General features: G+C 63.1%; 15 protein-coding genes. 8 read left to right on the forward strand and 7 right to left on the reverse strand.

Going from position 1 to position 14565, the window contains the following annotated elements:
• Positions 1-26 precede the first annotated feature (26 nt).
• Entirely contained in the window at positions 27-788 is a 762-nt protein-coding gene (locus tag ACFZ8E_RS02850) for an outer membrane protein (RefSeq protein ID WP_405041961.1), read from the reverse strand.
• A gap of 271 nt (positions 789-1059) precedes the next feature.
• Entirely contained in the window at positions 1060-1380 is a 321-nt protein-coding gene (locus ACFZ8E_RS02855; RefSeq protein WP_405041962.1) for a hypothetical protein, read from the reverse strand.
• Positions 1381-1531: 151 nt separating this feature from the next.
• Here ACFZ8E_RS02855 and ACFZ8E_RS02860 point away from each other — a divergent pair, with 151 nt between their 5' ends.
• The 5 genes from ACFZ8E_RS02860 (at position 1532) to ACFZ8E_RS02880 (ending at position 7161) form a co-directional block, all read left to right on the forward strand.
• Positions 1532-2404, forward strand: coding sequence for a DUF6502 family protein (locus ACFZ8E_RS02860; protein WP_405041963.1), 873 nt, complete (start codon positions 1532-1534; stop codon positions 2402-2404).
• A gap of 11 nt (positions 2405-2415) precedes the next feature.
• Positions 2416-3669, forward strand: a complete 1254-nt coding sequence (locus ACFZ8E_RS02865; protein ID WP_405041964.1) for a DUF5666 domain-containing protein — start codon at positions 2416-2418, stop codon at positions 3667-3669.
• A 1014-nt stretch (positions 3670-4683) separates the two neighbouring features.
• Entirely contained in the window at positions 4684-5217 is a 534-nt protein-coding gene (locus ACFZ8E_RS02870; RefSeq protein ID WP_405041965.1) for a TadE/TadG family type IV pilus assembly protein, read from the forward strand.
• The gene (locus tag ACFZ8E_RS02875) at positions 5217-5831 is read left to right on the forward strand and encodes a TadE/TadG family type IV pilus assembly protein (RefSeq protein WP_405044314.1); all 615 of its coding nucleotides are present in this window, start codon (positions 5217-5219) and stop codon (positions 5829-5831) included. The genes ACFZ8E_RS02870 and ACFZ8E_RS02875 overlap by 1 nt, the downstream gene beginning before the upstream one ends.
• 16 nt (positions 5832-5847) lie before the next feature.
• The gene (locus ACFZ8E_RS02880) at positions 5848-7161 is read left to right on the forward strand and encodes a TadE/TadG family type IV pilus assembly protein (protein WP_405041966.1); all 1314 of its coding nucleotides are present in this window, start codon (positions 5848-5850) and stop codon (positions 7159-7161) included.
• A 741-nt stretch (positions 7162-7902) separates the two neighbouring features.
• Here ACFZ8E_RS02880 and ACFZ8E_RS02885 read toward each other — a convergent pair.
• Together ACFZ8E_RS02885 and ACFZ8E_RS02890 are read right to left on the reverse strand one after the other, a co-directional pair.
• A complete protein-coding gene (locus ACFZ8E_RS02885) occupies positions 7903-8103 on the reverse strand; it encodes a hypothetical protein (protein ID WP_405041967.1) in 201 nt (66 codons plus the stop codon).
• Between the two features lie 284 nt (positions 8104-8387).
• On the reverse strand, positions 8388-8708 hold the full coding sequence (locus ACFZ8E_RS02890) for an AAA-associated domain-containing protein (protein ID WP_405044315.1): 321 nt from the start codon (positions 8706-8708) through the stop codon (positions 8388-8390).
• Between ACFZ8E_RS02890 and ACFZ8E_RS02895 the strand changes: the two genes are divergently transcribed.
• From ACFZ8E_RS02895 to ACFZ8E_RS02905, 3 genes are all read left to right on the forward strand, one after another.
• Positions 8634-9775 (forward strand): IS3 family transposase gene (locus tag ACFZ8E_RS02895; RefSeq protein WP_405041968.1). Its coding sequence is split into 2 segments (ribosomal slippage): positions 8634-8901 and positions 8901-9775, totalling 1143 coding nucleotides; the frame shifts between segments, so codons are not numbered across the junction. The two genes, ACFZ8E_RS02890 and ACFZ8E_RS02895, sit on opposite strands and share 75 nt — an antisense overlap.
• Before the next feature lie 203 nt (positions 9776-9978).
• Positions 9979-10401: a DUF5681 domain-containing protein gene (locus ACFZ8E_RS02900; protein WP_405041969.1), complete on the forward strand. Its 423-nt coding sequence runs from the start codon at positions 9979-9981 to the stop codon at positions 10399-10401.
• A complete protein-coding gene (locus ACFZ8E_RS02905; protein WP_405041970.1) occupies positions 10398-10661 on the forward strand; it encodes a hypothetical protein in 264 nt (87 codons plus the stop codon). The genes ACFZ8E_RS02900 and ACFZ8E_RS02905 overlap by 4 nt, the downstream gene beginning before the upstream one ends.
• Positions 10662-10878: 217 nt before the next feature.
• On the opposite strand, the gene ACFZ8E_RS02910 is transcribed toward ACFZ8E_RS02905, so the two are convergent.
• The 3 genes from ACFZ8E_RS02910 to ACFZ8E_RS02920 are packed head-to-tail and all read right to left on the reverse strand — an operon-like array spanning position 10879 to position 14545.
• The gene (locus ACFZ8E_RS02910; protein WP_405041971.1) at positions 10879-12630 is read right to left on the reverse strand and encodes an ABC transporter ATP-binding protein; all 1752 of its coding nucleotides are present in this window, start codon (positions 12628-12630) and stop codon (positions 10879-10881) included.
• Complete coding sequence (fhuF, locus tag ACFZ8E_RS02915; protein ID WP_405041972.1) at positions 12624-13328, reverse strand: siderophore-iron reductase FhuF; 705 nt, start codon at positions 13326-13328, stop codon at positions 12624-12626. The genes ACFZ8E_RS02910 and fhuF overlap by 7 nt, the downstream gene beginning before the upstream one ends.
• Positions 13325-14545 (reverse strand): MFS transporter, encoded by a 1221-nt coding sequence (locus tag ACFZ8E_RS02920; RefSeq protein WP_405041973.1) that lies wholly within the window; start codon positions 14543-14545, stop codon positions 13325-13327. The genes fhuF and ACFZ8E_RS02920 overlap by 4 nt, the downstream gene beginning before the upstream one ends.
• Positions 14546-14565 lie beyond the last annotated feature (20 nt).

Consider the following 14565-nt stretch of genomic DNA (forward strand, 5'->3'; position numbering starts at 1 on the left):
GTCCGGAACGTCGGGCTGGCCGGTCATCAGAAGCGGTAGTTCAGCCCAGCGCGCACCAGCCCGAAGCCGGCATCATTGCGGCCGGCGCCGTAATAAGCGGCGTTGGTCGCGTCGTAGTAAGTGGTGCCCGAGGATCGCTTGCCGAGGTTGAGGTACAGCGCCTCGATCTTGGCCGAAAGCTTGTCGGTGAATGCGTACTCGACGCCGCCGCCGACGGCGTAGCCGGTCCGCGTCGTGTCCGGCAGCGTGTAGGGATAGGCGGCCGCGTTGGCCGAACGCGATCCGCCGCCGTAGGCGAAGCCGCCAGTGCCGTAGATCAGCACCCGATCGAAGGCATAGCCGACGCGGCCGCGCACGGTGCCGAAGTAGTCGAGGCTTGGGCGGACAGAGTAGTAAGGCGTCGTGCCGAGATAGGCCGCATCCGCCTTGGCGAAGGCGGTACCCTGGATGTCGGTCTCGACACCGAGCACGAAGCCGGAGCCCGGGGTGAATTGATAGTTGTAGCCAACCTGCCCACCTCCGGCGAAGCCACCCTTCGCCCCCCCGCCGGTAACGGTGCCGTAGGTCGGGTCGGTGAAGCCGCTGCTGGAATTACGGAACGCGTAGCCAGCGTTCACGCCGGCGTAGAACCCGGACCAGGTGAAGGCGGGCGGGAGCGGCAGGGGCAGCGGCGGCGCTCGTCGGGGCAGGTCGGCGGCCTCGACGGTCGAGAGCGCACCGACGAGGGCGGCGGCGGACAGCAGGGTGCGGACGAGCGCCGGGAGGGCGACCGGGATGGATGTCGACATTGGGGTTCTCGTGTCGGAAGTAGAGGTTTTAAGCGCCGTGCATCTGCTGGCCGTGGTATCCCCCTCCACCTGAGTTGGAGGATGGCCCACGCGTTACCGACGCACGATAGGATGAGCTGTCAGTTCACGCTCGATTACAGTGTCGACATCAACAAACTAACGATGGCGACGGCCACGATCATGCAGAGCGCGAGATCGAGGATGCGGGCGCTCCCGCACGCGGTTCGATTGTAAGGGGAAATGGCAGACTGCCTCGGAGCAGTGGCGGTATTCATCGGCGCCAATCCCAATTGGAGGTGATGAGAAGTGCCTCCCGGACCGGGTTTCCGGCTCGGGAGGCACCGTCGTACGCCGCAGCCTGTCGGGAGGGGAATCCTGGGGCTGCGGCCTGCATCGCCCCCGGGACCGCGACGCGGTGGACCCTGTCCGCGGCGACGACCCCGATAGCGGGCAGGGCAAGGGCGGCGAGGCAGGCGGCGAGCCGGCCGAGCCGCGAGAGGTCCGCCCCCGCCGGGATCTGGCGCGCGCCGCGCAGGTCCGCGATGAGGGGCGGCATGCGGAGACCGACGAGGATGCGTTTCGGTTCGGTCATCGTCTTCTCAGGCTTAACCACGTGGGAAATTTGACCACGCGATAAATCTATGTGTGCAAAATTCCCACGTCAATTAGTAATTTGTCGAACTGGGTGCGCTCGCGCACTATGTGGGATTGTGTCCCACGCTGTGCCCAGTAATGCTGCCGCCATGTCCGAGACCGTCAACGACCCTTCTGAGGGAGCTGCCCTGCACGCGCCGGTGGCGCGCCTGCTGCGCCCTCTGGTCCGGCTGTTCGTGGCGCGCGGCATCACCTTCCCGGCGCTGACGAACCTGCTGCGCGAGCTCTACGTCAACGTCGCCGAGTACGACTTCGCGCTGCAGGGCAAGGAGCAGACCGACAGCCGAGTCTCGCTGCTCACCGGCATCCACCGCAAGGAGGTGCGGCGCCTGCGCGGAGCCGGGGCGCCGGTGAGCGCGGTGCCGGCGGTGGTCTCGCGTACCAGCCGGATCATCGCCCGGTGGCTCGCGGACCCCGCCTTCACCGACCCGGACGGGCGCCCGCTGGCGCTGCCTCGCGTAGGCGAGGACGGCCCCTCCTTCGAGGCCCTGGTCGCCGGCGTGACCCGCGACCTGCGGCCCCGCGCCGTGCTCGACGAATGGCTCGACCGCGGGCTCGCCACCCTCGACGGCCAGGACCGGATCGTCCTGGCCGAGGCCGCCTACGTGCCGCGCGGCGGCGGTGAGCCGCAGCTCTACTATTTCGGGCGCAACCTCCACGACCACATCGCGGCCTCGGTCGCCAACATCCTCGGCGAGGCGCCGCGCTTCCTCGAGCGCGCGGTGCATTACGACGGGCTGTCGGAGGACCTGGCGCGGCGACTGGAGGCGCGCGCCAAGGAGATCGCGATGGAGGCGCTGACCCAGGCCAACCGCGAGGCCCACGCCGCCTGCGCCACCGACCCCGGCGGCCCCCACCGCTGGAACTTCGGCCTCTACGTCTACGCCGAAGCCGTGCCGCCGCTTGAGGGTGCCCCCTCTGCCGAGGACGCCCTGCCGGACGCGTCGGCGGATGAACGTTGAGGGGGCGGACCATGCGTGCGTTCCCGACCCGCCGGCTCGTGCTGCGTCTGCTCGCGGGTGTCTGCACCGTGCTGCCCGGCGCAGCGCGTCCCAAGGACGCCGTACGCGACCAAGGGATCGGCGGCACGGGCATGAAGCGCACGGACGAGCTGCGCGAGGGTCCCCTGGGCGAGGGCGACCGCGGCATCGGCGGCACGGGCGTGATCGGCACGATCCGTGGCTTCGGCTCGATTTTGGTCAATGGCCTGCGCATCGCCTACCCGGCCGATGTCGGCGTACTCGTGGACGGTGAGCCGAGCAAGGTCTCGGACCTAAAGGTCGGGCATGTCGTCCGCGTCGTAGCCCGTCCCGAGGGTGGCGGGCTGGCGACCCAGCGCATCGACGTGACGAGCGAGGTTGTCGGAGTTGTCGAGCGGGCGGACCCCGGTCGGCTCACGGTGTTGGGACAGCGCGTCACGACGGCGGGCCTGTCCGGGGACTGGCGACCCGGCACACGCGTGGCGGTGAGCGGCCTGCGCCGCCCGGACGGGGTGATCGTTGCGAGCCTGATCGAGCCTCGCGTCGGCGGTCCCGAACGTGTCGCCGGCCCAGTACGGCGCGGCGCGGACGGGACCTCGATGATCGGTGATCTGCGGCTCAGTGGGGATGGGACGCTGCCACCGGGCCAGCGTGCCTCGGTTATCGGCATGGCGGCGGACGGCGGGCTACGGGTCACGAACGCGGCCAGCGTCGCCTTCCCGCCCGGCCTTCGGCGGGCGTCAATCGAGGCGTATATTGGACGAACCGGGGCTGGGCTCGCCCTTGGCTCCGGCCTCGCAGTGGCAGGGCAGGCCGGGTCATCGGTGCCTCGTCAGGGGAGCGTGCGTGCCGTCCTCATCGCGGACGTAGCTCGCGACGGGGTGCTCACTCTGGAGCGACTGCGATTGGAGGGGTGGATCGCGCCCCAGGAGCCGCAGGTCAGGCCAGGCAACGAGACGCCGCGCTTCGAGCGCGAGCGCGACCGGCTCGATTTGCGCGGGCTGCCTGCCGAGCGGCCTAGCGACTTCAGCGCTGCGCCCAGGAGTTGGCCGAGGGCCTTGGAAGGGACCAATCCTCCGGGCCCTGTCATCGACACGCGGCCAAGCTCCGGCGGCATCCCAGGCAGTGGACCGGGTCCCGGGGGCGGGGCGGCCGGACCCGGAGGCGCGGGGACGGGCTTCGGTCAGCCCGGCGGCATGCCGGGGACCGGCTTCGGCGGTCCGGGCGGGCCTGGAAGAGGGCGGTGACGGTCCGCCGGCGGCGGGCCGAGGATCATGACTCGCTTGCATCATCGGAATGACCACGGTCCACGAGGGTGCTCGAACGCGATCATGCCAATCGTTCGTGCATGTAGACCAAGGGGGGCTACACGGTGCCCCGTTTGCAAGACGTCCCATGATTCGATCTGTTATCGTCGGGAAGCGGAGCAACGCCCGAAAGGTCTATCTGATCAGCACGACCCCGGTCTGGGATGACGCCGTGTTGGACGAGCACACGGCCTTGAACGTTGCGGCATAGGATCATGCTGGCATTTACTCAGCCATCTTCAGACCGAAGGGCTTGATCGCTGATCGATACCCAGCATCTACAGATGCGTTCAGATCATATCGGCCGTTCGCACTCCTGGGCGGTAAGCACATCGGAACCGGCATATTTGATTTATATTAGTATTAACAATATTATACAAATTAATAATCTCGAAAGTATGCACTGTATTCTTTACTATCATTAGTCGCCTGTCCAGAACGAATTGCGTATTGTATGCTTCTATGTATAGACACCAAATTAATCAATCGTTTTGACATTAGAAAAACCAGTTCATTTTATAAACTCATCGATCCTCTTCGTCCGACGGCGGTCTAATAACTGTTGATCGACGTAGTGGCTCAATGGCTTCTCAAATCACATATCATGTTTGCCGTTTGTAAGCCGCGTTCAAGACTCAACGTGGATCCCCGTCGGGCCCAGCGGATGAACAGACGGGAAAATTTCGCCGATGAACCGCAGTCGCCATCAGATTACGTTATTCTACCATGGGTTGTAATGATATCATTCTTCGTGTTGCAGTTTAAAACGGAAATGTGATCATAGTTTTTAGGTAGGGCGTGCACAAACATGAAACGAATCGATGTTTTTACTCAGGCTCCAATAATGGCCTATCGAGTGGGATCGTGAGTTTACTTGACCTATCCAGTGCGTGGGGGCTGGGTTTAGCGAAGGGCGGTACCCGGCTGTATCGGGCCAGAGACGGTGCCACGGCCGTGGAGTTTGGTCTCATCGCGCTGCCGTTCTTCGCTCTGCTCGGCGGTTGCCTTGAGAACGGTCTTGTCTCTTGGGAGCAGGAAATTCTTCAACAAGCCGTCGTTGACGCTGGCAGGCAAATTTACACGGGCAACTTTCAGACCACAAATGCCGGCGTTACCGATGCTGCGACTTTGATCAGTCGGTTCCGTACCGCGATCTGCACTCAGCCCAGCGGCGCGGCGCGCATAACAATCTTCACCTGCTCCAACGTTCGAGTGAGCATCACGCAAGCGTCGAACTACGCGTCCGCCACGACAGTTTCGCCCGTAGCGACCAATGCTAATGGCGTCAGCGACTGGAACGCAAATTTTCAGAGTTATACCTGCGCCGGAGCATCTGCTATTATGGTGGTGCAGGCCGCCGTGGATATTCCAGTGTTCTTCCCACTGTTGGGGGCCACTTCGTCCAGTTTACCTAACAAGCGACGCGTGTTGCAAGCCGCTACAGTGTTTAAGGTTGAGCCGTACGCGACAAAGTCTGTGTGTTCGTGATGGGAAAAAATTTCGAAAGATATTCGCATTTTAAGGAAGATCAGCGCGCAGTCGCGGCGGTCGAATTTGCCCTTGTCCTGCCGGTACTTATCGTCATTTATTTTGGAACAGTCGAACTCACGCGCGCCGTGGACGCAAGCCGCAAACTAACGCTATTCACTCGGACACTAGGTGATCTGTCAGGCAGGGCAGACAACCCAAACCCTACGACGAATGACATGGCAACAATCGCGGGGGCAGCGACGGTGATCCTCAAACCGTTGGACGCATCAGGGCTGCAGATCGTCGTCAACTCCATGGGCGTGGAGTCCATCTACGGAGGACTCTATGGCGGTGTCTGCTCCAGTTGGTCGCAAAACGCGACCAAGCGTCCGGCATTACAGATCAACGGCACCAATGGATTGCCGGCGACACCGGCAGCCTACCAGTTCGACGGCGCTCGTTACATACTTGCCGAAGTCACGATGAATTACACGCCGATCATCGGTAGCTCGCTCTACAAGTGGATTTTCGGTGCACGTGGCCTGTCTTTCACAAGACAGATCCCTTGGTCGCAGAGAACCGTCAACGAGATCATCATGCCGGGTGGCTCAGCCTGCCCGAACTATAACTGACGCCTGAGAGAATGCCGTGTCCCTACCGCTGGATCAGGTAAGCTGTTGGCTCAGGCGAGCAGCGCGAAGCTATACGCGCGCTCGATCTGGCCAGGTCGCTCTTATCTTCTCTCTCGTGGCCATACCGGTGCTGTTCGCCTCTGCCGCGGCGGTTGATTATGGGCGACGTAACGCCGCCAAAGCGCAGCTTGACGCGGCTCTGGACGGAGCCGTGCTGGCGGTGATGTCGCAGAAGAGTAACACTATTTCGACAACCAACCTCCAAAATATGGAAACGCAGTTTCGTACCGAAGCCGCCAAGGTTCCCGGCATCGCGGTCACTTCCTTCACTCCAGGTTCACCGGTTAACGGGGCTTCGTCTTTAAGCTTGACGGCAAATTATACTGCAACTGTCAAAACTAGCTTGGCGTCAATGATGAATATCATGACGATGAATATCAGCGGATCGTCATCGAGCACAAGAAATCTGTTTCAGTACATCAATTTTTACCTGCTCCTAGACAATTCGCCTTCGATGGGTCTGGCTGCCACCGATACTGACGTTAGCAATATGAAGATTGCCACGGGAGGCTGTGCCTTTGCCTGCCATCAACATACATTCGACAGCAAAGGAAACATTACTGGCGATAGTCAGAATGACAACTATCACATTGCGCAGAAAAATAATATCAAACTTCGCATACAGGTTCTGAGGGATGCCGTCTCTGCCTTGGTGGACCAAGCCAATTCGAGCATGTCGTTATCTCAACAATTCCAGATGGAGATGTGGACGTTCAACGACTCCACGACACAGACCAGATTGCAGTCGATGACTCCGACGCTTAGTCAGATAAAGTCCGCTACAAGCAGTATAGATATCGCATATGCTTATTATAATCAATCCGATAATCAAACGGACTTTGAGCGCGCTATCGCAAAGATGAACTCTACCATCCCTGCCAGCGGCACGGGTACCACGTCAGCTTCACCGATCCGGTTTTTGTTTTTTGTTACTGATGGCGTCGAGGACACCGGCGGCAGCGTAACCAATCAAAGCGCAGGATTTCAATATCAAAGCAATCGGTTCATTGGTCCGTTTAGCCCTTCGACTTGTAACGCACTGAAGAATAATAACGTCAGGATCGGCATCATTTACACGCAGTATCTTCCGATCTACGATAATGATTTTTACAATTCCTATGTTCGGCCTTATGAAACGAACATCGGTCCCGCTCTCAAAGCCTGTGCATCGGACGGGCTGTATTTCCCTGTAGTGTCGGGCGGTGACATCACCGCCGCCATGCTGCAGTTGTTTTCGACAGCAGTGGCATCTGTCAGACTCAGTAATTAATAAAGCTGGTAAGGCGGTTTTGCAATGTTAAGGACACACAAGAGAAAAGTCTCTTACGCCTCGTATAGGCCAAAAATTCTAATAACTGCACTTTCCGCGGCTTCAGTACGGCGCCGGTCTATTAAATTAATGTTTCGGGAATCGAGGTCCTGATTAGCGCGGTTGTCACGTCAGACTACGGTTTTGACCGCTTTAGGAAAGCCTCGACGTTCATCGATATGCCTGACATGGGTCCGTTGCGGGAGGACTGCTCATGTTGGGCAGCAGCTTGGCTGCTTTCAGTCACGGGATGTCTTTAAGCGGACATAGGTCTTACGGTCGAAGCCCGACGCCCGAACTTCTGACCTCATCGGCCAAGCTGATAATGATACTTGCGACCGGCGTCACGGAGCTATGCTAAGGTCCGTCGGGACGATCTGCGAACGCAGCGATTTAGATCACCAACATCGTTGTGTTCCTGCACGTTAGCGGGAGCGGTTCATGTCTGTTGATAGCCGACCCAAAGATCCGCCTTCCGCCCAAAAAGGTTTCCACCAAGGAAATCGAAATTTACTCAGGTCTGCCGGTCTGAAATGGTTGGCAAACCTGTTAAGCTTCGGCGCAACGCCCCGCGCTGCCTATCGATTCAAGATCACGGGGCTGCCAGGAGTAATCGTCGACCCACGAGTGAGAGGGGTTGCGTAGAATGAAGCGTCGCGAGGGAACCGAGGCCCCGCTTCCGGACGCATCCCTTGGAGTCGGTTACGACAGGATGCCCTCGAACACGACGGCGCAGAAACACAGTGCGACGGCGACGTCCCAGTCCGTGAGCCGTGTGCCTGTGGGACTCTGCCTTCGCAAGGCCGCCGAAAGGCCCGCGCAGGCGGCGATCGCCATGACGGCGATGAGCCCCGAGCCCGGCCACAGAGTTGCCGCCATCAGACCGACCGGCAGGGTTCGCATCGCGACCACCATTACAGGCCGGCAAACCCGCGATGAAGTGGTCGCCTACACTCGGTCTCGGGCGGGTCCCGAGGCGTTCCGAGCCATATGCGCTCCAGTTCCCGCTCGAAGCGCGATCCACGCGGCCCGAGATGTGAGCGCATCCGCGACGGCGAGGAAAAGACGCGTCGGGCCCGGTCCGAGCCGGCCCTCGCTGAAAGCCGAGACGCTGCGGCGCCGCACCATCCTCGACAGGGCGAGCAAGCCAAGCACCATGAGCGTCACGGGCGAGTGCCGGCGCGTCCTCATTTGGGGTCCTCCAGGCTGAAGGTCCTGGCCGCCTCGTCGTAGGCGAAGGCCTCGGCGTAGCGGCCCCATGAGATCAAAGCGTGAAGGGTCTGGTCCGCGTACTCCTCAGACATGTGGTCCTCCAACTCGACCTGGAAGCGGGATCGTGGCGCGGTGTGCGCGGCGCGGTCGTCGAGTGGCCTGACCGGCTGGCTTTGGACCGGGCTGATTGAGAGGATCAGCCAGGACCAAAGGAGTTGGACATGCGGCGAGGCCAGAAGACGAACGCGGAGCAGGTCGTGCTCAAGCTGCGTCAGATTGAGGTGCAGACGGCCCAGGGCAAGAGTTTGGCCCTTGCATGCAGGGAGGCGGAGATCTCCGAGCAGAGTTACTACCGCTGGCGCAAGGAGTACGGCGGCCTTCAGGTCGATCAAGCCAGGAAGATGAAGGATCTGGAGCGCGAGAACGCTCGTCTGCGCCGGCTCGTCGCCGACCTTTCTTTAGAGAAGCAGGTGCTGGCGGACGTCGCCTCGGGAAACTTGTAGCCCCCGAGCGACGCAGGCAGGCGGTGAACGGCATCCGTGAGAAGTACGGCCTCTCGGAACGTTACGCCTGTCGGATCGTCGGCCAGCACCGCGGCACGCAACGCTACGCGCCTACCGTGCTGGCCGACGAGGATGCACTGACCCAGGCCATGATCGCCCTGGCGTCCGAGTACGGACGCTACGGCTACCGCCGAGTCACCGCGCTGCTACAGGCAGCCGGCTGGCAGGTAGGCAAAGACCGGGTTCAGCGCATCTGGCGTCGCGAGGGGCTGAAGGTCCCCAGCCGACATAGACCCCGCAGCCGCTTGTGGCTGAACGATGGCTCCTGCGTGCGGCTACGACCGCTTCATCGCAATCACGTCTGGAGCTTCGACTTCGTGCAAGCCCAGACGCACGATGGCCGCAGCCTGCGCATCCTAACGCTGATTGACGAGCACAGCCGTGCCTGCCTCGCGCTGAAGGTGGCGCGGCGCATCAACAGCGTCGGCGTGATCGAGGCGCTGGCCGACGCGATGTGCCTGCACGGCATCCCGGAGCACATTCGCTGCGACAATGGCCCAGAGATGATCTCCAAGGCGTTGCGCAAATGGGTCGCCAAAGCTGGCTCACAGATCCAGTACATCGCGCCAGGATCCCCGTGGGAGAATGGCTACTGCGAGAGCTTTAACGGCAAGCTGCGCGACGAGTGCCTACGCCAGGAGATCTTCTACTCGCTGAAGGAGGCGCAGATCGTGATCGGTCTATGGCAAACCACCTACAACCGCGTTCGACCGCATTCGTCGCTGGGCTATCGGCCGCCCGCGCCCGTCAGCTACCCGGGTCTAGCCTTCCGGCTACCCATGGCCGCCACCATGCAGTAGCCTCTCAATTGGCTCGGTCCAAAATACCGGTCAGGTCAGGCGCTGGTCAATCGAAATAAACGCGCACTCCCCTGTTGGCCTCCACAGTACAATTTCGGACTTATCGCGAAAACTCTTGGCTGGTGCTATATTTAGGTGAGGACGTGCCAACCTGGCTGTAACCGGGCTGTAGTTTGAGCCAGCCAATCTCCTGAGTGTTGACGATGCGAGGCAACGGAAAACCCTTCGAGCAAGGCCAGAGTGGCAATCCGGCCGGACGCCCCAAAGGTGCTCGTCACCGGACGACGCTTGCCATGGAGGCGTTGCTGGAAGGTGAAGCTGAGGCCCTGACCCGCAGGGCCATCGAACTCGCCCTGGACGGTGACGGCCCGGCGCTGCGGCTCTGCATGGACCGCCTCGCGCCGGTTCGGAAGGACCGGCATGTCATCTTCGATCTGCCGGCGATCGACACCACGGCCGACCTGCCAAAGGCCACACACGCCCTCCTGCAAGCCATCGCAGCCGGCGAGCTAACCCCGTCCGAAGCCGCCGACATCGGCAAGGCCGTGGACGCCCATGTTCGTGCGATCGAGGTCACGGACCTGCATCAGCGCCTCGCCCGCCTCGAAGAAGGAATGCAGCAATGACCTCCCGCGTCATCGACCTCCGCCTGCGCAAGATCGAGAAGCAGCAGAGCGTCAATCGCTTCGACCGCATGTCCGAGGATGAGTTGAACGACGACATCAATCAAAGCCTTGTTGTGGTCTGTGAGGGCTACCCATCGGTCAATGCCGCCGCAGAGGCGTTCCGGGCTTCACCCAGCCTCGAAGACCACCAGCTTGCGGACCAACTCGACTGGTATATCGGCTATGTCGCCGAGGAGCGCGCGGCCGGCCGCATGAACTGAAGACAGGCTGGCGAAGGCGCCCCGACCCTGATCCTAACCGATCGCCCCCCAGGCGTCGGACCCGACATCTACGTCGAGGACTGGCAGGCGTGGATCGCCGACAGCCTCGGCATCATCACGAACGGCGTCCTGTGCGTCACCAGTCCCGAGCTGACGGCGGACGAGTGGGAGGCGCGGCATGTCGCGGCGTGTTGATATGGACTGCTGGAGGGTTCGATCACTCAGCGGCGACCGATGCGCCTCCATCCTCGAAGCGATGGGCGAACTGTGCCTCGTAGAGGCGGTGATAAGTACCCCCAGCAGCTAGCAACGCATCGTGGCGCCCCTGCTCGACGATGCCGCCCGGGCCCACCACTACGATGCGATCGGCATTGCGGATCGTAGCGAGGCGATGGGCGATGACGAGCGTCGTTCGGCCCTTTGCTAGTTCGGTCAGCGAGTCCTGGATCGCTCGTTCGGTCTCGCTGTCGAGTGCGGAGGTAGCCTCGTCCAAGATCAGGATCGGCGGGTTCTTGAGGAAGACGCGGGCGATGGCGAGGCGCTGCTTCTGGCCACCCGAGAGCTTCACCCCGCGTTCGCCGATCACTGTGTCGAGGCCGTCCGACAGGCCGTCGATCAGCGCGTCGAGCTTGGCCCGGCGCGCGGCCTCTACGATCTCGGCCTCACCCGCGTCGAGCCGACCGTAGGCGATGTTGTCGCGGATCGTGCCAGCGAATAGGAACACATCCTGCTGAACGATGCCGATCTGCCGCCGCAGCGAGGCCAGCGTCACGTCGCGGATGTCGAGGCCGTCGATCGTGATGCGGCCCGCCTCAACCTCGTAGAAGCGCGGGACGAGCGAGCAGAGGGTGGTCTTGCCGGCCCCCGACGGGCCGACGAAGGCTACGGTCTCGCCAGCGTCGATCGCAAGGTCGAGGTTCGATAGGACTGGGCGATCCGCCGTGTAGCCGAAGCGCACGCCCTCGAAGCGGATGTTGCCGCACAGGGTCGAGACCGCCACCGCACCGGGCCGGTCGACGATGTCCGGCGCCGTGGCCATTAGCTCGGAGTAGCGGCGGAAGCCGGCGATGCCCTTGGGATAGGTCTCTACAACCGCGCCGATCTTCTCCAGCGGCCGGTAGAACACCCCAACGAGCAACAGGAAGCCGACAAACCCTCCGGGTGAGAGTTCGCCCCGCACTACGAAGGCTGCGCCGCCGAGCAGCACCACGATCTGCACCAGCCGCATGCCGAGGTAGTTGATCGACAGGCTGGCGGCCATGATCCGATAGGCTTCGAGCTTGGTTTCGCGGTACTTCCGGTTGTCGCTCGCGAACAGGCGCTTCTCGTGCGGCTCGTTGGCGAAGGCCTTCACCACGCGGATGCCGCCGACATTCTCCTCGATGCGTGCATTGAAGGCGCCGACCCGACCGTACTGGGCCTGCCAGTTCCGGGTCATTCGGCCGCCGTAGCGTAGGCTAACGAAGGCGATCACCGGCACGATGCCCGCGGTGAGCAGGGCAAGTGGTAGATGCACGAGGATCATGAGGGCGAAGGCGCCGACCAGCGTCATGACAGCGATGAACAGGTCTTCCGGCCCGTGATGGGCGACCTCGCCGATCTCCTCCAGGTCCTTGGTCACCCGGGCGACGAGGTGGCCGGTCTTCTGGTTGTCGTAAAAGCGGAACGAGAGCTCCTGGAGATGATCGAAGGCGCGCGCCCGCATCTCGGTCTCGATGTTGATGCCGAGCACGTGGCCCCAGTAGGTTACCACCACCATCAGGCCGGCATTCGCGACGTAGATCGCCGCCAGCGCCGCCGCCGCGACGAGGATCAGCGTCCAGTCCTGGCGCGGCAGCAGCTCGTCGACGAAGCCCTTCACCGCCATCGGGAAGCCAAGCTCCAGCAGGCCCGAGAGGACGGCGCAGCCGAAGTCGATCAGGAACAGGGTCCGATGAGGGCGGTAATAGGCGAGAAAGGCCTTCAGCATGGGGCTTTCGAGTGATCGATCGGGCACGCGCCGCCGCAGGAGGCAACGCCGGGCAGCCGGTAGCGCATACAGCACACGCGGCGGCGGCGCTCCCCTGCGGCGAAGGCCTGCGCCAACGGGCAGCGGTCGAAGGCGTCCGCATCGCAACGGCTGAGGCATGCCTGAGCCTGGGCCGCGATCGGCGCGGCGAGTCCCGCATCGAGGTTCAATGCGTGTAGGGTGACGTCGGCGGCGACGCCCGCATTGCCCCAAAGCACGCGGCGCGACAAACCCGAATGGGCATGGCAGAGGTCGAAGAACGGCCGCAGGTGCCCATCGACGAGCGGCACCAGCGCGGCCTCGGACCCCGCCGGCGGGCGATCGGCATCGAAGAGCAGGAAGCGCGAAACGGTCCCGGTCTCGTCACATTCGAACCCGGTCCGATCGAAGGCGATCGGGAGCGCCTGCCCGAGGCGGCTCAGGGCGGTGAAGTACGGGATGATCAGGGCAGCGAGGTAGGACTGGGTCCAGAGCGAGACCACCGCGCGCCGGTCCACCGGTCCAAACGGTTCGCCGAACGCGTTGATCACGGCGTCGAAAGCCGCCCGGGCGCGCAGGGTCGAGAGCGACCGGGCGCCGGGACGGCTTGGCCCCGCGGCGATCCGGCCGCCGAAAGTCGCGAGCGAGGCCGGCACCTGCGCGATCACCGCCTCGATCATGCGAGCCCCATGGCGCGATCGCCGTCCAGAGTCCGGCCGATCGCCGCCCGCAGGCACAGGACCGCGACGGCGTAGAACGGGATCGCGAGGGCGAAATAGGCTGCCCAGCCGACGAGGCCGGCTAGCGCCGGAGCCGCTACGCGCAGCGGCATCGCGGCGAAGAACGCGGCCCCGAACAGCAGCGCGTAGTCGGTCGCGGGGCGGGGCCCCTGTGCCCAGCGATAGATCGTGTTGAATACCGGCACGCCGAGGCCGCCGCCGCAGACGAAGCCGAGGATCGTCGCCGCGATGGCGAGGCTGGATAAGCCAGCGGCGCTCGCCGCCAGCATCGCGCTGCCGCAGGCGATCACGCCGACGGCCGAAATGGTGATCAGGCGGATCGTCCCAACCCGCCGGACCAGGGTGCCCGAGAACGCCGCCATGACGAAGTTGATGATCGGCGCGACACTGCCGGTCACGAACCCCACCTCGGAGAGCGGCACCCCGAGATCGAGCAGCACGAGGTTGTTGACGCCTGACACCGCGAACATCGCCGCGAAGTACAGGCCCAGCACCAGCACCTGCGGCGCTAGGATGCGGAGGCGGCGAAGGGACCCGTTCTCGTGCCGCGCCGCGGCGTCCGGCCGCCGGAGGCGCGCCTCGGGGTAGCGCAACATTGGTAGCAGGCAAAGGGTGTTGAGGCCGGCGACGGCGAGAACCGCATTCTGCCAGCCGATGGCCTCGTAGCATGCGATGAGCAGGCCGGCGCCGGCGGCGCCGCCGAGCGAGGCGCCGCAGAGTTTGGCCGAGGCCGCGTAGGGGCGCCGGTCGTCAGGCACAGTCTCGACCACGAGCGCCTCCAAAGCGACGTCCATGGTCGCTACGCAGAAGCAGGTCGCCACCGCGACCCCGAGCAGCACGAGAAGCGGCCACGTCTCACCTAGGCTCAGCACAGCGAGTAGCGCGATGGTCGCGGCCTGCATTACGGCGATCCAGCCGACGCGGTGCGGAAGACGGGGAAGCCGGATCCTGTCGACGGCGACTGCCCAAAGGAAGGTCAGACCGACGGGCAGGTTGATCAGCTGCAGCAGGCCGATCTGGACCAATTCGATCCCCCGTGCCCGAAGGATTAGGGGTGCGCCGCTCGACAGGAAGCCGAGCGTCGTGCCGAACGTGATGTAGAGGCAGAAGAACGGGACGAGGGGTCGTACCCAAGCCAGCGTTCGAACCGTATGCATCGGTGACGATCGCCTATGAT

This window comes from Methylobacterium sp. HMF5984, from assembly GCF_045033435.1.
Taxonomy (GTDB): Bacteria; Pseudomonadota; Alphaproteobacteria; order Rhizobiales; family Beijerinckiaceae; genus Methylobacterium.